Below are 22,622 nucleotides of genomic sequence, written 5' to 3'. Positions count from 1 at the left end.
GTCAGGAGTGCGTAAGGGCCGTTTCGTTCACGTTCTCGCTGCTGTTCGCTGATGAGGTCGAGGGCGCATCGAGGAGTCGGGTTCGGTTGAGCACGGAAAATGTCGTGGGTATCATCATCGCGGTCAGCATCGTCGGATATCTGGTCCTCGCGTTGTTCTTCCCCGAGAAGTTCTGACATGACGGCCGCGAACGAGACGGTCCCGGCGACCGGACCGGAGCAGTCGGTCGTACCGCGCGGAAGGCTCAAGGTCTTCCTCGGCGCGGCGCCCGGAGTCGGCAAGACCTTTTCGATGCTTGACGAAGCACATCGCCGGGTGGCCCGCGGCGCGGACGTGGTGGCCGGTTTCGTGGAGTGCCACCGGCGCCGGCACACGGAGGCGAAGCTCCGCGGCCTGGAACACCTCCCGCACGCCGACTGCGAGTACCGGGGCGGCCGGTACCCGGAGCTGGACCGGGAGGCACTGCTTTCCAGGCGGCCGCAGGTGGTGCTGATCGACGAACTCGCCCACTCCAACGTGCCCGGGGGCAACCGGCACGCGAAGCGCTGGCAGGACGTCGAGGAGATCCTCGCAGCCGGTATCGACGTCCTCACCACGCTCAACATCCAGCACCTCGAGTCGCTGAGCGACGTCGTCGAGAAGATCACCGGGGTGCCGCAGCGGGAGACCGTCCCCGACGGGTTCGTGCGTCGCGCCGACGAGATCGAGTTGGTCGACATACCTCCGGAGGGGCTCAGGCGTCGGCTGGCACACGGGAACATCTACCCCCCGGAACGGATCGACGCCTCCCTCGCCCACTACTTCCGTCCCGGCAACCTCATCGCGCTGCGGGAGCTGGCCCTGCTGTGGTTGGCCGGCCGCGTGGACGAGGCCCTCCACAAGTACCGTACCGAGCACGACATAGGGGCCGTCTGGGAGACCCGTGAACGCGTCGTGGTCGCCCTCACCGGCGGTCCCGAGGGCGACACCCTGATCCGCCGCGCGGCGCGCATCGCAGGCCGGGCGGCGGGGGGCGAACTCCTCGCCGTGCACGTCGCACGGAGCGACGGACTCGCCGCCGGCGTCTCCCACGCGGCACTGGCCGGACAACGGACCCTCGTCGAGAGCCTGGGCGGCAGCTACCACTCGGTCGTGGGGGACGAAGTACCCACCGCGCTGGTGGACTTCGCGAAGGCGGAGAACGCCACCCAGCTCGTCCTCGGCACGAGCCGCCGCCGCAGGCTGGAACGATTCCTCACCGGTCGGGGGATCGGTGAGACGGTGGTCGCGCTGTCCGAGGACATCGACGTCCACATGGTCACGCACGAGCGCGCCGGCCACGGCCGGCTCCTGCCGTCCCGTCGCCGCACGCTCCCCACCTCCCGGCTCGTCGCCGGACCCGTGGCCGCGCTGGTGCTCCCCTTACTGCTCACGCTCGGCCTCGACCGGATGCGCGGCACCCTGAACCTCACCAGCGAGGCCCTGCTGTTCCTGGTGACCGTGGTGGCCGTGGCATGCATCGGCGGAGTGACCTCCGCCCTGCTCGCGGCGCTGACCGCGGCCCTGCTCCTCAACTACTGGTTCATGCCGCCCATGGGCGAGTTCACCATGAGCGACCCCGACAGCGTGCTGGCGCTCGTGGTCTTCGCCGGTGTGGCCGCCACCGTGGCCGCCGCAGCCGACAGGTCCCTGCGGCTGTCCCGCCGCTCCGCGCGCGCCACTGCCGAGGCGGAGACCATGTCCTCCCTCGCCGGCAGCATCGTCCGCGGCGACCAGACCATTCCCGCGCTGCTAGAACGTACTCGGGAGACGTTCGGCGTGGACACCGTCGAACTGGCCCCGCGGGCCCCCGGCACCGACGGCTCGTCGGATCCCGCCCTGGTGGTCGCCGCCGGGCCCGGTGCCTTCCTCGTCCTGCGCGGCCGTACGCTGCCCTCCTCCGAGCGCCGGGTCCTGGCGGCCTTCGCCGCGCACGTCGGCGCTGCCGTCGAACGAGCCCGTCTGGCCGAGGCCGCCGCCGAGGTCGAGCCGATCAAGGCCGCTGACCGGCTGCGCACCGCCCTGCTCCGGGCCGTCGGCCACGACCTGCGGACACCACTGGCCGGGGCACTGGCCGCCGTCACCTCCTTGCGGGCCCCCGACGTCGATTTCTCCGCCGAGGACCGCGCGGAGCTCCTGAGCTCTGCCGAAGTGTCCCTGAACCGGCTGAACCGGCTCGTCGAGAACCTGCTCGACCTCAGCCGCCTGCAGGCCGGCGCCCTCACCCTCGCCCTGCGGCCCACCACCCTGGAGGAAGTCCTGCCGGCCGCACTGGACTCCCTGGACCTGATACCGGAGGACCGGCCGGCCGTCGACGTACAGACCCTGGAAGCCGTACCTGCGCTGCTGGCCGATCCGCCCCTGCTCGAACGCGTACTGGCGAACCTCGTCGGCAACGCGGTCCGCCACGCGCCCGCCGACCGCCCCGTGCTGGTCACGGCCAGTGCGCTGGCCGGGCGGGTCGAGATCAGGATCGCCGACCGGGGACCCGGGATCGACGCCGACGACCGCGAGCGTGTCTTCGAACCCTTCCAGCGCCTGGGCGACCGCGACAACACCGCCGGACTCGGCCTCGGGCTCGCCCTGGCCCGGGGCCTCACCGAGGCGATGGACGGCACGCTCACCCCCGAGGACACGCCCGGCGGGGGCCTGACCATGGTCCTGTCGCTGCCCGTCGCCACCACCGACGTGCCTGCAGGGCGGCGCTGACCGGCGGGGCGCCGGCCTTCATCCGGACGACTGAGCTCGTACCTGCACAACCACTTTCACCATGGGGGTCTCATGTCATTCGACGAGGAATGGGCGGAGCTCAGGTCTGCCGCGGCCGAGAAGCAGACCGCAATGCGGCTCAACCAGCTCGATCCCGGAGGGGCGGCGGACCGGGGCCGCAGGGGATCTGGTGGTCACCCGGAAGGATCTGGCGGCCGTCGGCGACGCGGCGTTCACGGGACTACGCGGTGCCCGGCGATGTCTGCGGAGTCGAGGTGTCGGCGACCCTCCTGAAGCCGCTGCTGCCGCCCGGTGAATCGTTCGAGCAGAGCAAGACCGACGCGGGCGGCGGGGACATCACCGGCTGCGCGATGGAGTCGACAACCGTCGCGAACTCACCTTCCAGGCGAGTCTGGTGCCTGCCGATCTCGACCCGCTCGAAGTCAAGCGCAGCAACCTGCTGCGCGCCGGCCATCCGCAGAGGGCCGCCGTGGGCAGCGACGCACGGGTCGCCGACAACGGAGCGATGGCATATGACGTGTGCACGTACGGGGGTGAGCGACGCCGCTACGTGGTGGAGATATGGGTGAACAGGAGTCCGACCGACGCCGACCGTCGGCGCGAGGCCCTCGTCCGCTTCCTCACGGAGTACCTTCCGTCAGCCCTGAAGGCGGCAGGCTGCACCCGTTGAACACATCTCCCACCCTGGGATGGGATCCCCCGTCAGAATCGTGTAGCAGCCGCATCAGCAGCGCGTCAGGGTCCGATTCCGAGACCTCGCGCCGTCCTAACGTCATCCTCATGGAACGAGGTTGCACACAGGACACCCACTGGGCCGACGAACGGCGCTCGGCGATCGGTGTCGCGTTCCTCCTGTTCACAGCCCTGTTCGGTATGGACGCCGGGCTCGGCCGGCTCGACGTGACCCGGGGCGCGCTCTGGACCGGCCTGGCCGGCCTGCTCTTCACGGTCCTGCTGCCGCCCCTGGTCTCGGTACGGCCCGGCCGGCTCAGCTCCCGCGGCCTGCTGGTGAGGGACACCGTCCGCACCGACGCCCTCGTCTCGGTCCGGTGGCACGACGCGGTGGCCCGGCGCATGGTCCTCCGGGACACCGAGGGCAACCAGGTCGAGATCGACCCGACCGTCCTGGTCCGGAACCCCGCGATGTGGCACCGGCTCGACGTGGACGCCCGAACCTCGATCCGGCGCGGCACCCTGCTGAGCGGCACGGCCGCCCTGCGCGAGCTGTCGGAGCACATCGACCGCGAGACGGCCCAGTCGGTCTTCAAAGCCTCCGGCCTGGAGTGACCGACTCGGGGTCCCACGGGCGGCACGGCCGGCCCACCGGCGGCCGTTGCCGGTGACGAGTACGGGTTCGGGGAGGGCCGCGACGCCCGCGGCCCTCCCGCCCTACCGCGGGGGGACCCGGGGCGCGGCCGCGAGAGCGGCGGCCACCGTACGGACCGAGGCGTCCTCGAACATTCGGGCCAGGGGCACCTCGCGGCCGAACTCCTGCGACAGCCGCTGCCGGATGGCGATGAGCTGCACAGAGTCGGCCCCGAGCCCGAAAAGGTTCTCCGTGACTCCGACGCGGTCACGCCCGAGCGCCTCGGCGACGATCGCCGCGACCAGCGCCTCCGTATCGGATCCCGGCTCGACCGCCTCGACGCCCGTCTCGGGTTCGCCCGCCCATTCCTCCAGCCGGCCACGGTCCACCTTGCCCTGGTCGGTCAGCGGTAGCTCGTCGATCACCCGGATCCTGCTCGGCACCATGTGCGCGGGCAGCGCGTTCCTCGCGAGCTCGCGTACCTGGCCGACCAGCCCGGCCGACCCGGCCGCTGAAGACGCCGGAACGCCGGCGTCCATGGCCTCGTCCGGTTCCGGAAGCCCGAGCCCGCCGATCAGGCTGTGCAGCAGCACTTCGTCCTCGCCGAGGGCGAAGAGCGTCCGTAACGGCTCCTCGTCCCGCAGCAGTCCGATCTGGCACAGACCGAGCGGGCCCTCGGTGGCCGACTCGGCCAGCAGCTGACTCATCGCGCCCGCCTCGAGGAGGCAGAAGTCATGGCCGCGCTGCCCGTACATCGGCTCGACCTCGGCCATCGGGCCCACGAGGAGCAGGAGGAACGCAGCCGAGGAGAACGCGTCCTGGTTCATCGAGAGGTGCACGGTCGCCGGCAACTCGACACCCGTCCGTACGGTGCACAACCGGTGTGCCAGTGGGTCGTAGTAGTAGGAGCCGCCGGGCAGCCCGCCGACTCGCCCGGGGCGGACGTAGACGTAGGTCCGCACGGGATAGAGCGATCCTGCCGAACCGTACCGGTACTTCGGCACCGGGCGGTGTTCGGCGCCCACGGCCCGCAGGCAGTTGAGCAGCCGGGCGAGTTCGGCCAACGGAACCTCGGTCGCCGCGAACCGCCGGTGGCTGCGCCGCCGGTTCCACCGGCGGTCGGTCCGCTCCGGGTCGAGGAAGTCGGGCAGTCCGACCGCCGGCGAGGTCAGGTCGGCACGCCGGCCGCGCTGGGCCACGGTGACGGCCGCGCGGTGGGCGGCATCGGTGATCACGGCGCCGAGCAGGCTCTCGTACTCGGCACCGTCGCCGCCACCGGCTTCCTGCGCCGGGGCCGGCCGTTGCACACGGTCCGGGACGACGAACGTGGTGAGGTACGGGTGGTAGCGGGTCCCGGTGGCGGTGGTGACCGCCCTCGCGATCTCCGGGTGCTGGGCGAGCGTGGCGTCGATCTCGCCGAGCTCGATCCGGAAACCGCCGATCTTGACCTGGCTGTCCGTCCGTCCCAGGAACTCGATCGTGCCGTCCGGCCGCCATCGGCCCAGATCCCCGGTGCGGTAGAGCCGCTCTCCGGACACGGGGTGGGTGATGAACCGCTCCGCGGTGCGCGCCGGGTCACCCCAGTACCCCTCGGCCAGCCCCAGGCCACCGATGTACAGCTCCCCCACCACCCAGATCGGGCAGTACTCCAACCGGTCGTCGAGGACGTGGAAGCGCTGATTCGTCAGCGGCCGGCCGTACGGGATGGAGTCCCATTCGGGGTCGACCTCGCCGATTTCGTGGGAGATGGACCAGATGGCGGCCTCGGTGGCCCCGCCGAGCGAGATCAGCCGGCACCCGGGGGACCACGCGCGCCAGCGGTCGGGCAGGCTGACGGGGATCCAGTCGCCGGACCACAACGCAACCCGGATACCGGCCAACGCGGCCCCCTGCCGCCCACCGGCACCGGCACCGGCACCGGCACCTAGATGCGAGGCGGCCATTTCCGCGACCGCGGGCACGCTGTTCCACACCGTCACCCCGTGCTCGGCCACCAGCTCCAGCCAGTGTTCCGGATCCCGCTGCGAACCGGGACGTGGCAGCACCAGACGACCGCCCGTCCCCAACACCCCGAACACGTCGAACACGCTCAGGTCGAAGCTCAGCGAGGAGAGGCCCAGCACCGCGTCGTCGGGCCCGATCCCAAACCGGTCACAGACGTCCTTACAGGTGTTCAGCGCCGCCTGGTGCGAGACCGCCACGCCCTTGGGCGCACCGGTGGAGCCGGAGGTGAAGAGCACGTAGGCCACGTCCGTGGCCTTCGCCGGCGATTCGGCCAGCCGTCGGGCCCGGTCCCGGCAGTCCTCCACGGCCACGACCCGAACCGTGTCAGGCCACTGCCGGTGGTCGTCGCCGTCCCGGACGAGGACCACCGAACAGCCCGCGGCCGCAAGCAGTTCGGCACGCCGCCGCGGAGGCAGGTCCACGTCCACGGGCAGGTAGGCCCGACCTGCCAGATGGACGCCCAGCACGGCCACCACTTGCTCCGCCGACTTCGACATCCCCACCGCGATCACGTCGCCCGGGGCGTCGTCCGTGCCCAGGAGGGCTTCCGCGACCCCGGACGCCCACCACCCCAGTTCCCCGTAGCGCAGCACACCGCCGTCGGCCGCCAGCACCGCCATCCGGTCCGGCTCGCGCGCGGCCCAGCCCATCACGCCGTCGGCCAACGACGCCGACGGCACCGCACCGTCCGTCGCGTTCACCCGGGCCACGAACTCGTCGAGGTCAGCACCGCGAACCTCCGCCCCGCCCGACCACGCCTCAGCGTCGACCAGGCCGTCGAGCAAGCGGCAGTAGGCGTCGAACATCTCGTCCCGCACGCCGGGCAGGAGCGCGTCGGCCGGCGAGTCCCAGTTGAACTCCAGCGCCCCGGCGTTTTCGTACACCTGGTGGTCCAGCAGGACCTGCGGGGTCTGCGAGATGCCCGACGTGGTCCGGCCGAGCCAGTTCTGGCCCAGCGCTCCGGTGTCCTGATCGTGCTGGTCCCAGCCCTGGTCGCGGGCGCTGGCGAAGACCACCGGGCAGTGTGCGACGCCCGTGCCCGGGCGCACCCTGGCCAGCTCACGCTGCACCGCCACCCCGTCGAACGCGGTGTGTTCCAGGTCGCGCCACAGCTGCCGGTGCAGCCGCTCGGCCAGTTCGGCGATGCCGGGGCGGCCACGGAGGTCCACCTCGAGCAGGACCACGCTGGTGAAGTCGCCGATCAGGGCATCGACGTCGGGGTGCACCCGGCGCCGGCCGAACAGCGGCAGGTTCAGCAGGAACCGGTCGTTCGTGGACCAGCGCCCGAGCACGGTGGCGAAAGCGGCGAGCAACACCGACGTGGGGGTGAGCTCGTGCCGGAGCGCCAGTTGTCTGATGCGTGACCAGGACCGGGCCGGCAGCCGGTGAGCCCTTCTGCTCCACCGTGCGGGGGCGGTCGCAGCGCGCCGCCACGGCAGCTGCGGCCCCTCGGGGAGGTCGGGCACCCGTCGCAGCCAGTAGTCGCGGGCGGTGGTGTACTGCGGATCCTCCGGGTCGACGGCGTGGGCGTTGACATAGTCGCGAAAGGTGGTCCGCAGCGGTGGCAGCCGCTCGCCGGCGTAGAGCCGCCGCCAGTCGTCGAAGAACAACCTGATGCTGGCCACGTCGGCGATCAGCAGGTCGACACTGATGTGCAGACGGATCCGGTCGCCGGGCAGGATCAGCGCCCGCACTTCCCACATCGGCCACTGACCGAGCGGCCTGATCTCGTGGGACAGTTCCTCGCGTACGGCGTCGGCGGTCCACGGGCCGGACTCCGCGGAGCAGTCGGTGACCGAGAACGGGGCCGGGGTGGCGTCCGATTCCGGGAGCACCCGCTGGGTGCCGTCCCCCATCACCACCGCGCGCAGCATGTCATGCCGGCGGACCAGCGCGGTCAGCGCCGTCTCCAGCCGGGGCAGCTCCAGGTCATCCGCCTCGATCTCCAGGTACAGGTGGGTGGCGACATCGCCCCGTTCGTCGCCGGCGCCCCTTCCGACGAGGTAGGCCTGTTGCAGACCGGTCAGCCGAAAGGGCTCCAGCCGATGGTCCGGGTCGGCTCGGAACGTCTCGGCCGTCGCCGACGGGTGCCGACCGTCGAGCTGGTGGCCCAGATCATCGTGCGGGGGCGCAACCTCTACCCCCACGACATCGAGTCGGCCGGTGAGCGTGCGCACCCAGCGCTGCGCGGAGCGCCGGCGGCGGCGTTCTCCGTGGACCGCGATACCGGCGAGGACCGGCGCCGGCGACGTGAATACGGCCCGGCTGTCCGTCCGGCACCAGCGCGACGGCGTCGTCGAGCACGTATACCGAGGTGCCGTCGATCGCTGGTCCGATCGGCACCCGCGGCGCCGTCACCGGTTCGGCCAGGGATCCGCAGCACGTGAACGTGGTGTTCTCCGTGGGGCCGTAGCCGTTGATCAGTGTCGTGCCGGGGAGATCCGCCATGGCGGCGTTCACCGATTCCACCGACAGCACGTCACCGCCGGCGAGCAGGAACCTGAGGCCGCGCAGCCGCGCCGCGAGGCCGGAGGCGACCAGGTGGTGGAGCAACCCGGCGGTCAGCCACAGGATCGTGACGCCCTCGCCGCGCACCAGGTCGGCGAGTGCTCCCAGAGTGAGCTGCTGTTCCGGCGCCACCACCAGCCTGGCACCGTTGAGAAGAGGCCCCCAGATCTCCAGGGTCGAGGCGTCGAAGGCGATGGGGGCCAGGTGCAGGAAGACGTCGTCGGGCCGGATCGGCAGATAGCCCGCTCCGACGACCAGACGTTCGATCGCACGGTGCGGCACCATGACGCCCTTGGGCTTCCCGGCTGATCCGGAGGTGTACGCGATGTAGGCCGTGTTCACCGGCGAAGTGCGGGTCACCGGTCGCGTCGCGGGCCGTCGCGCGGCGCACGCCGTCAGCTCCGACAGCGGACACCACGGCCTGTCCCCGTCCGTGGCGGACGGCATCTCGTCGTCGGTGATGACCAGCGCAGGACGGGCATCGCGCAGGACCGAGGCCCGGCGCTCGGCCGGCATGCTGCGGTCCAGTGCCACATAGACACCGCCCGCTTTGAGGACGGCCACCAGGGTGACGATCAGATCGGCCGAGCGGCGCATCAGCAGCGCCACCGGGACCTCGATGTCCACCCCTCGGGCGCGCAGTTCGTGAGCCAGCCGATTCGCCCCTCGGTCCAACTCGGCGTAGGTCAGCTCACCGTCGGCGCCGCGGACCGCGATCGCCTCCGGACGTTTCGCCGCCTGCGCCTCGAAGACTTCGACGACGGACGCCGCTGTGCCGTACATCCGGGATCCCTTCCTCGTCGGCTGGTCGGTGCCAGGTGGACTCGGCGCCTGCGGTTGCGCGGAGTCGGTCATGACGGGTTCCACGGGTGGTCGCTTCACGGGCGGTCAGCCGGTCGGATGTTGTGGGTGAACCGGAACAGATTGTGCGGATCGTGCAAGGCCTTCACACGTCGCAGCCGCTCGAAGTCCTCGGCCGCGAAGAGTTCCCGCACCTGCTCCTGGAGGACCGGGGCGCCGTCGTTGTAGACGGAGTTGAGGCTGCGGCCGACGGTCCACTGTTCGAGCGCGTCGTAGACGCGCTGGTGCACCGGCCGGGCTGCCGTGGACGGCGCGGCCGCACCGCTGGTCATCACTCTCAGCATGTAGGCGGCGTCACGGCCCCCGACCGCACCCGGGTCGGCGGACCGCCGCGCGAAGGCCCCGCCGAGGTGACGGATGTCGAGGACGCAGGGCACGGTCGAACCGGGACCGGCCACGTCGACGACGGTCCGCAGGGCCGTGGGATCGAGTTCGCGCAGCAGGACGTTCCCGCCGAAGTAGGCGTGCGGGACGTGCGGGTCCTGGTAGATGGTGCCGACTTCCGTGTACGGCATCTCCCGGACGGTGTCGATCAGGGGCGGGCCGAGCGCGCGCAGGGGTGCCACGAGCCGTTCGCCCTCCTCGGCGGAGCCGGTGAAGGCGATCCGGACGTGTGCGACGTAGCGTCCGCGCAGTGGCTCGGGGACGGACGGCGACGGCGGGCAGCTCATGAGGGCGATCGAGGAGGTGAGTTCCTCGGGCAGCGTCAGGGTCCAGGCCCGGTAGGCGTGCAGCAGGTCGACGGGGCGGTCCGCTGCGAAGTGGAGGCCGCCGCCGTAGAGTCGGGTCACCGGCACGAGGGCGGTCTCGATGGCGGTGACGGCGCCGAAGTTGCCGCCGCCACCGCGCAGTGCCCAGAACAGGTCGGGGTCGGAGGCGGCCGTGACGTGCCGCAGCGAGCCGTCGGCGGTGACGATGTCGATGGCGCGGACGTAGTCGCTGGCGTAGCCGGTCCGGCGACCGAGCAGGCCGACACCGCCGCCGAGGAGGTAGCCGACGACGCCGATGTGCGGAGCCGAGCCGTTGACGGGGGCCAGACCGTGCGGGGCACTTCGCTCGATGATCTCTCCCCACAGGACGCCGGCCTGGGCTCTGACCGTTCCGGCCTCCGCGTCCACCGCCAAGGCCTTCATCCGGCGGGTGGTGATGAGAACGCCCTCACCGTGCAGGGCCGTGACGATGCCGTGCCCGGTGGACTGCACGGCGACAGGAAGCCTCCGCTCGGCGGCGAAGCGGACCGCAGCCCGCACGTCCTCGGGGCTGGTGGCACCGACGACGACCGCGGGGTGGTGTTGGAAGCCGGCCTGGAATCCGGCCCGTTCCTCGTCGTACCCGCGGCTGCCGGGCAGCAGGACGGGTCCTCGCACCTCCGCGGCCAGCGTCTCGACATCCGCACTCATCCGTTGTCCTCCTCCCGTGGGCGGCAGGCCGCCGTTCCGCGTGTGCCGCTCGGTCCGACTGGTCCGCTACCGCAGGTACGAGTTGTCCTGCACCCAGTGGAAGCCACGGCTGACCAGCGGGAAGGTGCCGAGATGGCGGCGGCGGAGGTGCACGCGGAGGTGCCGGCCGTCGGCTTCGCCCTCCAGCACCAGGCAATCGTCGGCCGGGCGCTCGAAGGCGAACGTCACGTGCCACTTCGGGTCGGCCATCCTGGTCAGCGCGACCGAGCGGGCGTTCATGTCGATCGCCGCCATGCAGGGGTCGAGCGAGTCGTCCATGTGCTGGATGGCCACGGCGTCGACGGAGTCCACGACGACCCGGCGCCAGCGCAGCCCGTCCGTCGTCACGGGCGGGCGGCGCTCCCCGTCGACGGAGAAGTCGGTGACGTCCCAGACGCCGTACAACTCCGGCTTCGCCCGTCCGCCCCCGTGGTTCTTCCAGAACGACCAGTCGTTGCGCAGTTGTGCGCCGAGCAGCCAGAGCCCCGCCCCGGCCTGCAGGGCGGTGGCGATCCGGTTCGCCCGGCGGGAGCGGAAGAGCTCCGCGGGGACGGCCGCGGGGACCGGGCGCCCCGTGAGCAGGGCCTCGGCCAGGCGAGGTGTCTGCGGGGCCAGCAGGAGCAGGCTGAGCAGGAGCAGGTGGAAGGAGTGGACCTTGACGGGGACATCGAAGGTCATGTTGAGGAGAAGCACCTGGGCCATCTCGGCCGCCGACACCAGCGCGCCCAACGAGGTCGTGCGCGGCGCGACGAGCAGCAGTCCAGCCGCGATCTCCGCACCGCCGAGCAGCATCTGATACGGCGTCGAGAATCCAGTCTGCGCCCACAGCAGGCCCATCGGGCTGAGGTCTCCGAGCGGCTCGACGAGCTTGGACGGCGGCAGCCGGAACTGGAGCGGGACGGCCTTGGCCGCTCCGTAGGAGAACATCTGCGCGGCGAGGCAGAAACGGGCGGCGAGGCGGAACCACTGGTCCAGCGCCGCGCCGTCCGTTCGATGCCGGTCCAGCACGGACCAGACCGGGGTGACCGCGGCAGCCCCCGCGAGCCAGCAGAGCTGGCCCGCCCAGGTGTACGGGTCGTCGCCGCCGTCGAAACGGTCGCCCAGCTCCCTGCCGAGGACCCGGACGGACATCCAGTTCCGCACGGGGCGTATCGTCCAGAGCTTCGCCCAGGAGTCGGCCTTTTCCTGGAGGCGTCCCATTCCACCGCCGCGCAGGGCCAGGTAGACCTGCGGAGTGGTCAGGCAGTAGAGGCCGGCGTAGACGCAGCCGAACCGGTAGGCCGTACGGGCGGCCCCGGTCCGGCGCGGCGGGGCCGGGGATGTGCCGGTCTGCGAAAGCGCTCGCCTGACCGCCCGGTTGGCCGGTGAAGACGCGACGGTCCGCAGCCACTTGCCTACTCGCATCTTCATCGTTCATCACCTTCGCAGGGGCCGTATTCGATGGGCGCGGTCAGCTACGGCGAAAGCGTCCGAGCCAGGCGTGCACGTCGAGGAGTTCCGACGTGGTCGGGATGACTCCGCGCATGCGGGTCTCGTGGATCGACTCCACCGTCCAGGCGTCGGCGAAGCCGTTGCGCAAGTGGTCGGCGGAGCGCTTGAGGTGGGGCGGTTCGTCGTCGTCCGGGAGCGGCGCCGGTATCTGCTCGATGGCCTCGGCGAGCCGCGCCTGCATCTCCGCAGACCCCCGATCGCTGATCGAGAGGATGTGTGCCACCGCCCCCGGGCGGCAGGCCCGGTGCAGGGCCGCCGCGTAGGAGCGCAGGACGTCGCCCTCGAAGGTGTGGGCGAGGCCGGAGTCGATCACGGTGTCGAAGCACCCTTCCCAGCCTTTGAGGTCGAGGGCGTCGGCGACTTCGAAGACGGCGTCGAGTCCACGTGCCCTGGCCTTGTCCCGGGCGATGGAGATCGCCGTCGGCGACAGGTCCAGACCCGTCACCAGGTATCCCTTGCCCGCCAGGTGGAGGGCGTCTTCACCGGTGCCGCAGCCCGCGTCGAGCACCGCGCCGCCGATGAGCCCTGCGTGCTCCAGGGCGACGTAGGTGGGCTGGGGCGCCCCGATGTCCCACGGCGGGCGGTTGCCGAACGGGCTCTCCCCGCGGTAGACGGCGTCGAACACCTCGGTCATCCGGGCGGGTCCGTCGGGTGCACCGACAGGTTCAGTCATGGGTGCCATGATTGCGTCGCCCTCCGGTACGTCCTCGGTCTCTTGCGGACTTCTGTCACTTCAGCTGCGCCCGCCGGTCAGCGCGAGCCGTACTTGCGGACCGCGAGCGGGGCGAACACCGCGATCAGGGCGACCGACCAGGCCACGGTCTGGAGGACGTAGCCGGTCGCCGGGCCGCCGGTGAACAGTGCGCGCAGGGCGTTCACGGCCGCCGTCATGGGGCTGTGGGCGGCGTACGCCTGCAGCCAGCCCGGCATCGAGCCGGTCGGTACGAACGCCGAGGAAATCAGGGTGAACGGGAAGATCCACACGCCGCCGACCGCCTGGGCGGCTTCCGCGTTGCGCACCGACAGCCCGAGGTAGGCGGCGAACCAGGACACCGCGTAGCCGAACAGCAGCAACAGCAGCAGGCCGGCCAGCGCGGGTAGGAGGCCGTTGCGGAACCGGAAGCCGACCAGCAGGCCGACCCCCACGGTCACGACGGCCACGCCGACGTTGCGGAAGATCTCCGACAGCGTGCGTCCGATGAGCACGGCGCTGCGGCTCATCGGCATCGAGCGGAAGCGGTCCATGAGGCCCTCGCGCATTTCGGCCGCGATCCCGATGGTGGTGCCGGCGGCGGAACCGTAGAGCGCCATCTGGACGAGAACGCCGGGCAGCAGGAACTGTGCGTAGCGTTCGCCGCCGACGTCGATGGCACCGCCGAAGACGTACGTGAACAAGAGGATGAACATCACCGGCTGGACCAGCGAGAACATCACCAGCTCGGGGCTGCGCAGCACGTGCCGTACGTTTCGCAGGGTCATCTGCCACACGTCGGAGAGCCACCACCCGAGGGTGTTCCGCGGCTGTGCGTACGACGTGCCGCCTTCCCGCGTCAGGGTGGTGGAGGTCATGTCCGGCCGGTTTCCTTCCCGCTGTTGCGCTGGTCGGGGCCGTGATCGGCGGATCGGCCGGTCAGGGCGAGGAAGACGTCGTCGAGCGTGGGTCGACGGAGCGCCACGTCAGCGATCGCGATCCGCGACTCCCTGAGCAGGTGAAGCAGGTCCGGCAGTACGCCGCCATCGGGCAGCGCCGCTTGGACCGCCAGCTTCTGCGGGTCTGCGACCGGGGTGGCGCCCAGCCGCTCTCGCAGGAGCCGCACCGTCTGCTCCATGCCTTCGCCGTCCAACAGCGTGATGGCGACCCGGTCCTGGCCCACCTGGGCCTTCAGCTCGTCCGGGGTGCCTCCGGCGATGGCCCTGCCCCGGTCGATCACCGACAGGGAGTCGGCGAGTTGGTCCGCCTCCTCCAGGTACTGCGTGGTGAGCAGTACGGTCGTACCCTCCGCGACCAGTTCGCGCACGAGCCGCCACACCTCGATACGGCTGCGCGGATCGAGGCCCGTGGTCGGCTCGTCGAGGAAGACGAGCCTGGGCCGTGCCATGAGGCTGGCGGCGACGTCGAGCCTGCGCCGCATGCCGCCGGAGTACGTCTTGAGGTGCCGGTCGGCCGCGCCGTCCAGGTCGAAGCGTTCCAGCAGCTCGCTCGTGCGGGCCCGGCAGTCGGACTTCGACAGCCGGAACAGCCTGCCGATCATGTGCAGGTTCTCCCGCCCGGTGAGGAGTTCGTCGACGGCGGCGTACTGGCCCGTGAGGCCGACGACCGACCGGATCCGGCCGGGGTCGTCACGCACGTCGACGCCGAACACCTCGGCCACTCCGTCGTCCGGCCTGATGAGGGTGGCCAGGACCCGGACGGCGGTGGTCTTGCCGGCGCCGTTGGGGCCGAGCAGGCCGTGCACCGTGCCCTCGGACACCGTGAGGTCGAGGTGGTCGAGTGCGGTGAGCGAGCCGAAACGCTTGCACAGTCCGGCCGTTCTGATCGCTGCTGGCATGTGCCTTGATTCCTTTCCTGGTCCGACGCGCCACGGGGGTGGGCGGCGGGGCGACGGCCGGCTCAGTGGTGCACGGCACTGAGCAACGCCGACATGTGGAGCGCGTCGGCGGCCACGGCTCCCGCGGCGGCCGCCGCGGTGACCGACTGCTTCCAGCGACTGGTCAGGTCCCCGGCTGCATACAGGCCCGGCACGTTCGTGCACTGGGACGCGTCGACGCCGACGAAGCCCGCGTCGTCGACCTCCAGCTTCAGCTCGTTCGTCGCCCGCTGCACGACGGGGTACTGCCGCTGTCGCGGCGTCCAGACCAGCGTTTCCCGTTCCAGAACCCGGCCGTCGTCCAACTCGACGGCGTACAGGCGGCCTTCGCGGTGGTGCAGACGGCGGACCGTTCCCGTGACGACGTCGCCCCCCTTGCTCCGTGCCGTCGCACGGGCGGTCTCCAGGCCGGGCATGGACTCCTGGCAGATCGCGACGGTGTCCTCGCTCCACGCGAGGAAGGCCGTGGCCGACAGTCCCGCGAGTTCCGCGTTGTCGGCGACGGTCGCCCAACGCCCGCCGGCGTTCTCCTCGCCGAGGCAGAACGGACAGTGGATCACGCTGCGCCCCCAGCACTCCGCGAAGCCGTCCACGTCGGCGGGGTGGACGTCGACGACACCGGTGGCGAGCAGCACGGTCGTGGCCTCCACGGTCTCACCGCCTCCGACGGCGACCCGGAAGCCTCCGCCCGGAACGAGGGTCACGCTCTCGGCGTCGGCCTCCAGCCGCTCGACCGTCGGGTACCGGGAGAGTTCCCGCCAGGCACGGGCCCGGAATTCGGCAGGAGCGGCGCCGTCCATTCCGATGTGGCCGTGAACGCCCGCGGACGCACTGTTGCGCGGTGCCCGAGGACTGTCCACGACGGTCACCGGGTGCCGGTATCTGGCCAGGCCGAGCGCCGCGGTGAGTCCGGCCGGGCCGGCTCCCACGATCACGGTGGTGTGGTCCGCGTGTGAGGACATCGGTCTGATCCCTTCCGTCGGGCGGTGCGAGCGGGGTCCCTCCACCGCAGGAACGGTCCGGCGGGTGCGCGGTGGCGCACGCCGGAACGGGCGGTCGGCGGACGGAGGCCGTCGGCCGCATTGTGGTCGCCGCCGCGGTACCGGAGACGTGCGGGCGAAAGAGGTGCGCCAGACAGTCGTGCGGCGCAGGCAGGGCCCCGGTCAGCGCCCCCGCCCTCCCGTCACCGGGCGGGGGCCGACGTGCCGCGTCGTGTCAGGCGCCGACGTACTGTGCGAGGTGCTCGCCCGTGAGTGTGGGACGGGCGGCGACGAGATCGGCGGGCGTGCCCTCGAAGACGATCCGGCCGCCGTCGCGGCCGGCACCGGGGCCGAGGTCGATGATCCAGTCGGCGTGGGCCATGACCGCCTGGTGGTGCTCCACGACGATGACCGTCTTACCGGCGTCGACCAACCGGTCGAGCAGGGCCAGTAGTTGCTCGACGTCGGCCAGGTGCAGGCCACTGGTCGGCTCGTCGAGGATGTAGACCTTGCCCGTTCCGGCCATGTGGCCGGCGAGCTTCAGCCGTTGCCGCTCGCCTCCGGAGAGGGTGGTGAGCGGCTGGCCGAGGCTGAGGTAGCCCAGGCCGACCTCGGCGAGCCGGTCGAGGACGGCACAGGCGGCCGGCGTCCGTGCCTGACCACCGCGGAAGAACTCGGCGGCCTCGGCCACCGGCATCGCGAACACCTCGCTGATGTCCCGACCGCCGAGCCGGTACTGGAGCACCGAGGCCTGGAACCGCTTGCCCTCGCAGTCGTCGCAGGTGGTGGCGACACCGGCCATGATCGCCAGGTCGGTGTAGATGACGCCGGCGCCCTTGCAGGTGGGGCAGGCGCCCTCGGAGTTGGGGCTGAACAGCGCGGGCTTGACCCCGTTGGCCTTGGCGAACGTCTTGCGGATCGGTTCCAGCATGCCGGTGTATGTGGCCGGGTTGCTGCGCCGGGAACCCTTGATCGGCGACTGGTCCACCGTGACGACGCCGTCCCGGCCGGCCACCGATCCGTGGATCAGGGAGCTCTTGCCGGAGCCCGCGACCCCGGTGAGCACGGTGAGCACGCCGAGCGGGATGTCCACGTCGACGTCGCGCAGGTTGTGGGCGTTCGCGCCGCGCACCTCCAGCACACCGGACCGCTCGCGTACCGACGGCTTCAGCGAGGCCCGGTCGTCGAGGTGCCGACCGGTGACGGTGCCGCTGGCCCGCAGGCCCTCGACGGTGCCTTCGAAGACCACCTCGCCGCCCTTGGTTCCGGCGTAGGGTCCCAGGTCGACGACGTGGTCGGCGATCACGATCGTCTCCGGCTTGTGCTCCACGACGAGCACCGTGTTCCCCTTGTCGCGCAGCCGCAGCAGCAACTCGTTCATCCGCTGGATGTCGTGCGGGTGCAGCCCCGTGGTGGGCTCGTCGAAGACGTAGGTGACGTCGGTGAGCGCGGAGCCCAGGTGGCGCACCATCTTCACGCGCTGCGCCTCACCACCCGAGAGCGTGCTCGAGGACCGGTCGAGGGAGAGGTAGCCCAAGCCGATCCGGACGAAAGAGTCGAGGGTCTGGCCGAGCACCGTGCACAGTGTCCTGACCGACGGGTCGGTCAGACCGCGCACCCAGGCCGCGAGGTCGCTGATCTGCATGGCACAGGCGTCGGCGATGCTGAGCCCGTCGATCTTCGCGGACCGGGCGGTCTCGCTGAGCCGGGTCCCGTGGCACTCGGGGCAGACGGAGAACGCCACCGCCCGCTCCACGAAGGCGCGGATGTGTGGCTGGAGCGTCTCCTTGTCCTTGGACAGGAAGGACTTGCGCACCCGCGCGAGCAAGCCCTCGTAGGTGGTGTTGACGCCCTTCACCTTCACCTTGACCGGGTCCCGGTGCAGGAGGTCGTGCCTTTCCTCCTCGGTGTAGTCGCGGACCGGCTTGAGCGGGTCGAAGAAGCCCGACTCGATGAACGACTGCACCACCCAGCCGTCGGGCTTCCAGCCGGGGACCGTGATCGCGCCGTCCGCGAGCGACTTGGAGCCGTCGAAGAGCTGGGCGGGATCGACGTCCGAGACGGTGCCCATGCCCTCGCACCGCAGGCACATGCCGCCGACGACGCTGAAGCCCTTCTCGATCCTCTTGCCGTTCACCACGAGGACGCCCGACGCGTCGGCCGAGGCAACGTTGAAGGCGAACGCCTTCTGCGACCCGATGTACGGTTTGGCCAGCCTGCTGAAGAGGATGCGCAGCAGGGTGCCTGCGTCGGTGGCGGTGCCGACCGTGGAGCGCGGACTGGTGCCCATCGGCTGCTGGTCGACCAGGATCGCCGTGGTCAGCCCGTCGAGGACTTCGACCTCGGGCCGGGCCAGGGTGGGCATGAAGCCCTGGATGAAGGCGCTGTACGTCTCGTTGATGAGCCGCTGCGACTCCGCGGCGATCGTGTCGAAGACCAGGGAGCTCTTGCCCGAGCCGGAGACTCCGGTGAACACGGTCAGCTGCCGTTTGGGGATCTCCACGTGCACGTTCTTGAGGTTGTTCTCACGGGCCCCGTGCACCCGGATCAGATCATGCCCGCCGGCCGCACGGAGCGCAGGGGGCCGGGTGTCCGTCTCCGTGCCGGCCGCCCCGACGTCCCTCCCGCGGGTCGGACGCGGCGCGCCTTCGTCGTTCGACGGGGTGACGAGTTCCTGAACGTCCCTATTCATGGGACTCAAGCGTATACCTGCATATCCGGTTGAGGGTTTTGCAGCAGACATAAGGGGACCGTGGGATAAAGTCTCAAACCGTGAAGTACCTGCGCCCGTTCGACCTGGCCCGTGAGCACGGCATTTCCACCCAGGCGGTCCGCAACTACGAGCGGGACGGGTTCATCCCGCTCGCCCAGCGCACCCCGTCCGGCTACCGCACCTACACCAGGACCCACGCGGCGGCCCTGCGCGCCTATCTGGCGCTCGTCCAGGCATACGGCTACGCCACGGGCGGGGAGATCATGCGGTCGCTCAACACCGGCGATCTCGACGCCGCGCTGACGGCCGTCGACCGCGGCCACGCCCAGCTGCTGCGCGACCGGAGCACGCTGGACGCGGTGGGGCGGGCAGTGGAGCACCTCACCTCCGGCCCCGTTCCCGACCTCGCCGAGCACATGTCCGCCCACAGCGGGCCACTGAGCATCGGCGAACTCGCGCGCCGTCTGGGGGTGACCGCGGCGACCCTGCGGAACTGGGAAGCGGTGGGCATCCTCGCCCCCGTCCGGGAGCCGGTCACCGGCCACCGCTCGTACGGCGCCACGGACGTGCGCGACGCCGAGCTGGCCCATCTGCTCCGGCGCGGGGGTTACCCGCTGGAACACATCCGCACGGTGGTCCGGCAGATCCGCACGGCCGGCGGCACCGAGGCGCTGTCCGCCGCCCTCGACGACTGGCGGCGACGGCTCACCGCCCGTGGTGTGTCCATGCTCGACGCGGCGGCCCAGCTCGGCGGGTACGTGGCCCTCCTGGGCGGTGCCCCGGCCGGACCGCCGGCCGGCGCAGCGGCCACGTCGGAACCGGCCTCCGCGCCGGGGTCCCTGCCGACGGTTTGAGACCTCGCCGGCCGGCGAGTCGCCCCGCGGGGCCGATGGCATCGCCACCAGCCTCAACCGGTCTTTCAATGATTCGATTGACAGACATGAGAAAGGACTTCCACGACCTTCCCGTGGCCTCGTGCTCTGTGCTGGCTCTCGGCGAACCCACCCACCGGGAACCCGCCTTCGGGTGGGTGCGCAACGAGCTGTTCGTCCAGCTGGCCCACCTCGGCTTCCGTTCGATCGCCCTGGAGGTCGACCGCGTGGCCGCGCTGCGGGTCGACGACTTCGTCAGGGGCGACGACGGGGATCTCGACGAGGTGGTGCGGGCGGGCTTCTCCCACGACTTCGGCACCATGGAGCCCAACCGGCGCCTCGTGGCCTGGATGCGGGACCACAACGCGGGCCTGCCGCCGGAGGAGCAGCTGACCTTCCACGGCTTCGACGCCCCGACGGAGACGACCAGCGCCCCCAGTCCACGGCGCTGTCTCGAACACGCCCGGGACTACCTGGGGCTCGACCTCGACCTCACCGGGCTGCTGGGCCCGGACGAGCAGTGGAGCCGTACGGAGGCGGTGCTGGACCCGTCCATGTCGGTCGGCGCCACGCCCGAGGCCGAACGGCTTCGGTCCCTCGCCGAGGACATGCTCACCCGGCTCCACGCCGACGCCGCCGAACGGATCGCTCAGACCTCGCGCGCGGAGTGGCTCCGGGCCAGGACGCACCTCACCGCCGGCCTCGGTCTGCTGCGCTACCACTGGCAGGCCGCCCAGCGCCTGGAGGACAACGCGCGGCTGTCCCGGCTGTTCGCCACCCGGGACGCGCTCATGGCGCAGAACCTCCTCGACATCCGCAGCATCGAGGGCCGCCGGGGCCCCACGCTGGTCTCCGCCCACAACGTGCACCTCCAGCGGACCCCGAGCAGCTGGCGCCTGGGACACCTGTGCGTCGACTGGCCCGGGGCGGGCACCATCGTGGCACCGCTGCTGGGCGAGCAGTACCTCTTCGTCGTCGGCAGCCTCGGCCGCAGCGAGGCCCTCTCGCTGGGCGACCCCGAGCCCGGCACCCACGAGAGCCGCCTGCAGGACCGCGTCACCGACTGGGCCCTGCCCCCCACCGGCACGGTCGCCGACGCCCCGATCCGGACGGACACCACCCCGCAGCAGGGATACTTTCCGCTCGACCGGGCCACCCTGGACACCGCCGACGCGGTCCTGCACGTCAGCGACGGCGCCGCCGTCACCCGGTCGGCCGAGGGCCTGCGCGTACCCGCCGATGCCGGGAGCGTGCACTGACAGAGACGGGAAGGATTCGCCGGGCTCCCCGGACGCCGGAGATTAGATTCGCCGTCGATCAGGGAGCCTCCCGAAGGAGCTGACTGCGCTTGAACACGGTTCCTGCACTGTTCGAATCAACCGTCGCCGCACATGGCGGAGAGCCCGCCCTCATCGACGGGGAGAGCACCCTCGGGTACGCGGAGCTGAACACCCGGATCAACCGGCTCGCCCGCAGGCTCATCGCGCACGGTGTCGGTCCCGACTCGCTCGTCGCCGTCGCCGTGCCGAAGTCGAGCGAACTGATCGTGACGATCCTGGCGGTACTCAAGGCCGGCGGCGCCTACCTCCCGCTCGACCCGGGCTATCCGGCAGAACGCCTGTCGTTCATGCTGTCCGACGCCCGGCCGGTGCTGCTGCTGAGGTCCTCCTCGGTGGCTCCCCTCGACGCGGGTCCGGAGGAACTCGTCCTGGACGACCCGGCGTTCCGCGCCGCGTGCGCGGCGCTGCCGGGGCACGACGTCGCACCGCACGAGCGCCGCGCCGCACTGCGCCCCGAGCACCTGATGTACGTCATCTACACCTCCGGGTCGACCGGGACGCCCAAGGGCGTCGCCGTCCCGCACAGCGGTGTGCGCGACATGGCCGCCACCCAGGCGGCGGTCCTGGAGGCGGGTCCGGGCGACCGCGTGCTCCAGTGGGCGTCCATCAGTTTCGACGCCGCATTCTGGGACGTGTCCCTCGCGCTGCTCTCCGGGGCGGCCCTCGTGATGGTGCCCGCCGACGACCTGCTGCCGGGCCATCCGTTGTGGAACACCCTGCTCAAGTACGGCATCACGCACGCGGTACTGCCACCGGTCGCGCTCAGCGAGACCGATTCCGAGGACGTCCTGCTCGGCGGGACGGTCATGTCCACGGGGGACAGCTGTACCCCGACGCTGGTGCGCAAGTGGTCGCGGGAACGGCGTATGTTCAACGGCTACGGCCCTACCGAGGTGACCGTCGGGGCGACCGTCGGCGGCCCGGTGCGCGACGCCGGTGACGTCGGGATCGGCACTCCGTGGATCGGCAACCAGGTACACGTGCTCGACGAGCGCCTGCGCCCGGTGTCACCCGGCACGGAGGGTGAGCTGTACATCGCGGGCAGCGGGCTGGCGCGCGGCTACCTCAACCGCTTCCCGGCGACCGCGGCGAAGTTCGTCGCCGACCCGTTCGGGCCGCCCGGCAGCCGGATGTACCGCACGGGCGACCTGGGTCGCAGGGGGCCGGACGGCGAGCTGTTCTTCGCGGGCCGCGCGGACGGCCAGGTGAAGCTGCGCGGTTTCCGCGTCGAACTCGGGGAGATCGAAACGCGGCTCGCCGCCCATCCGGCGGTGGACGTCGCGGTCGCCGTGGTCCGGGGTGAGCTGGCCGATGCGCATGTCGTCGGCTATGTCACCACGACGGCGCCGGTCGAGCCGAGCGACCTGCGCGCCCATGTCGCCGAGTCGCTGCCCCCGCACATGGTGCCCGCTCGGGTCACGGTGCTGGAGCGGTTCCCGACACTGGCCAACGGCAAGCTCGACCGTGCGGCCCTGCCGCAGCCGGACGCGGGGGCAGCGGGATCCACGGGCGGCGGGCGGGCACCGGATGCCGCCGAGGCGGATGACTGCGCGGCCGCGATCTGCGCGATCGTGCGGGACGTCCTGGAGATCCCGGAGGCGGGCGTCACCGACAACTTCTTCCAGCTCGGCGGGCACTCGGTGCAGGCGACCAGGCTGGCCGCCCGGATCCGGGCGCGGTTCGAGGTCGAGCTGTCGATCCGGACCGTACTCGAGGCGGCGACGATCGGCGAGCTGGCAGCGGCCGTCGAGAGCCGGCTGTCCGGCTGACGG

The 22,622-nt window shown here is 71.4% G+C and carries 16 protein-coding genes; 7 read left to right on the top strand and 9 right to left on the bottom strand.

The window, feature by feature from the left end; genetic code table 11:
• Positions 1-86: 86 nt before the first annotated feature.
• From kdpF to AC067U_RS15610, 4 genes are all read left to right on the top strand, one after another.
• Positions 87-176, top strand: coding sequence for a K(+)-transporting ATPase subunit F (kdpF, locus tag AC067U_RS15625; RefSeq protein ID WP_478830225.1), 90 nt, complete (start codon positions 87-89; stop codon positions 174-176).
• A gap of 1 nt (position 177) precedes the next feature.
• On the top strand, positions 178-2,727 hold the full coding sequence (locus tag AC067U_RS15620) for a sensor histidine kinase (RefSeq protein ID WP_478830224.1): 2,550 nt from the start codon (positions 178-180) through the stop codon (positions 2,725-2,727).
• A gap of 415 nt (positions 2,728-3,142) precedes the next feature.
• The gene (locus tag AC067U_RS15615; RefSeq protein ID WP_478830223.1) at positions 3,143-3,418 is read left to right on the top strand and encodes a hypothetical protein; all 276 of its coding nucleotides are present in this window, start codon (positions 3,143-3,145) and stop codon (positions 3,416-3,418) included.
• A 110-nt stretch (positions 3,419-3,528) separates the two neighbouring features.
• Positions 3,529-4,035 (top strand): hypothetical protein, encoded by a 507-nt coding sequence (locus AC067U_RS15610; RefSeq protein ID WP_478830222.1) that lies wholly within the window; start codon positions 3,529-3,531, stop codon positions 4,033-4,035.
• A gap of 102 nt (positions 4,036-4,137) precedes the next feature.
• Here the strand turns inward: AC067U_RS15610 and AC067U_RS15605 are convergent, their stop codons facing one another.
• The 9 genes from AC067U_RS15605 to AC067U_RS15565 form a co-directional block, all read right to left on the bottom strand.
• Positions 4,138-8,205 carry a non-ribosomal peptide synthetase gene (locus AC067U_RS15605; protein WP_478830221.1) on the bottom strand — a complete coding sequence of 1,356 codons (4,068 nt, stop codon included), beginning with the start codon at positions 8,203-8,205 and terminating at the stop codon, positions 4,138-4,140.
• On the bottom strand, positions 8,174-9,349 hold the full coding sequence (locus AC067U_RS15600) for an AMP-binding protein (RefSeq protein ID WP_478830220.1): 1,176 nt from the start codon (positions 9,347-9,349) through the stop codon (positions 8,174-8,176). Before AC067U_RS15600 ends, AC067U_RS15605 begins: the two co-directional genes overlap by 32 nt.
• Positions 9,350-9,444: 95 nt before the next feature.
• A complete protein-coding gene (locus AC067U_RS15595) occupies positions 9,445-10,827 on the bottom strand; it encodes an FAD-binding oxidoreductase (protein ID WP_478830219.1) in 1,383 nt (460 codons plus the stop codon).
• Positions 10,828-10,893: 66 nt separating this feature from the next.
• Positions 10,894-12,276: a hypothetical protein gene (locus AC067U_RS15590; protein WP_478830218.1), complete on the bottom strand. Its 1,383-nt coding sequence runs from the start codon at positions 12,274-12,276 to the stop codon at positions 10,894-10,896.
• A gap of 40 nt (positions 12,277-12,316) precedes the next feature.
• Complete coding sequence (locus AC067U_RS15585) at positions 12,317-13,030, bottom strand: class I SAM-dependent methyltransferase (protein WP_478830217.1); 714 nt, start codon at positions 13,028-13,030, stop codon at positions 12,317-12,319.
• 77 nt (positions 13,031-13,107) lie between these two features.
• Positions 13,108-13,926: an ABC transporter permease gene (locus AC067U_RS15580; RefSeq protein WP_478830216.1), complete on the bottom strand. Its 819-nt coding sequence runs from the start codon at positions 13,924-13,926 to the stop codon at positions 13,108-13,110.
• Complete coding sequence (locus AC067U_RS15575; RefSeq protein ID WP_478830215.1) at positions 13,923-14,906, bottom strand: ATP-binding cassette domain-containing protein; 984 nt, start codon at positions 14,904-14,906, stop codon at positions 13,923-13,925. Before AC067U_RS15575 ends, AC067U_RS15580 begins: the two co-directional genes overlap by 4 nt.
• A gap of 62 nt (positions 14,907-14,968) precedes the next feature.
• Positions 14,969-15,907 carry an NAD(P)/FAD-dependent oxidoreductase gene (locus AC067U_RS15570; RefSeq protein ID WP_478830214.1) on the bottom strand — a complete coding sequence of 313 codons (939 nt, stop codon included), beginning with the start codon at positions 15,905-15,907 and terminating at the stop codon, positions 14,969-14,971.
• A gap of 253 nt (positions 15,908-16,160) precedes the next feature.
• The gene (locus AC067U_RS15565; RefSeq protein ID WP_478830213.1) at positions 16,161-18,617 is read right to left on the bottom strand and encodes an ATP-binding cassette domain-containing protein; all 2,457 of its coding nucleotides are present in this window, start codon (positions 18,615-18,617) and stop codon (positions 16,161-16,163) included.
• 80 nt (positions 18,618-18,697) lie between these two features.
• On the opposite strand from AC067U_RS15565, the gene AC067U_RS15560 reads away from it, so the two are divergent.
• The 3 genes from AC067U_RS15560 (at position 18,698) to AC067U_RS15550 (ending at position 22,619) form a co-directional block, all read left to right on the top strand.
• Positions 18,698-19,492, top strand: coding sequence for a TioE family transcriptional regulator (locus tag AC067U_RS15560; RefSeq protein WP_478830212.1), 795 nt, complete (start codon positions 18,698-18,700; stop codon positions 19,490-19,492).
• Between the two features lie 86 nt (positions 19,493-19,578).
• The gene (locus AC067U_RS15555; protein WP_478830589.1) at positions 19,579-20,769 is read left to right on the top strand and encodes an erythromycin esterase family protein; all 1,191 of its coding nucleotides are present in this window, start codon (positions 19,579-19,581) and stop codon (positions 20,767-20,769) included.
• Positions 20,770-20,858: 89 nt separating this feature from the next.
• Positions 20,859-22,619: a non-ribosomal peptide synthetase gene (locus AC067U_RS15550; RefSeq protein ID WP_478830211.1), complete on the top strand. Its 1,761-nt coding sequence runs from the start codon at positions 20,859-20,861 to the stop codon at positions 22,617-22,619.
• The last annotated feature ends 3 nt before the right edge of the window (positions 22,620-22,622 follow it).

The sequence above is a fragment of the Streptomyces sp. NPDC043853 genome, assembly GCF_056436025.1.
This window is presented reverse-complemented; position numbering and strand designations above follow the sequence as displayed.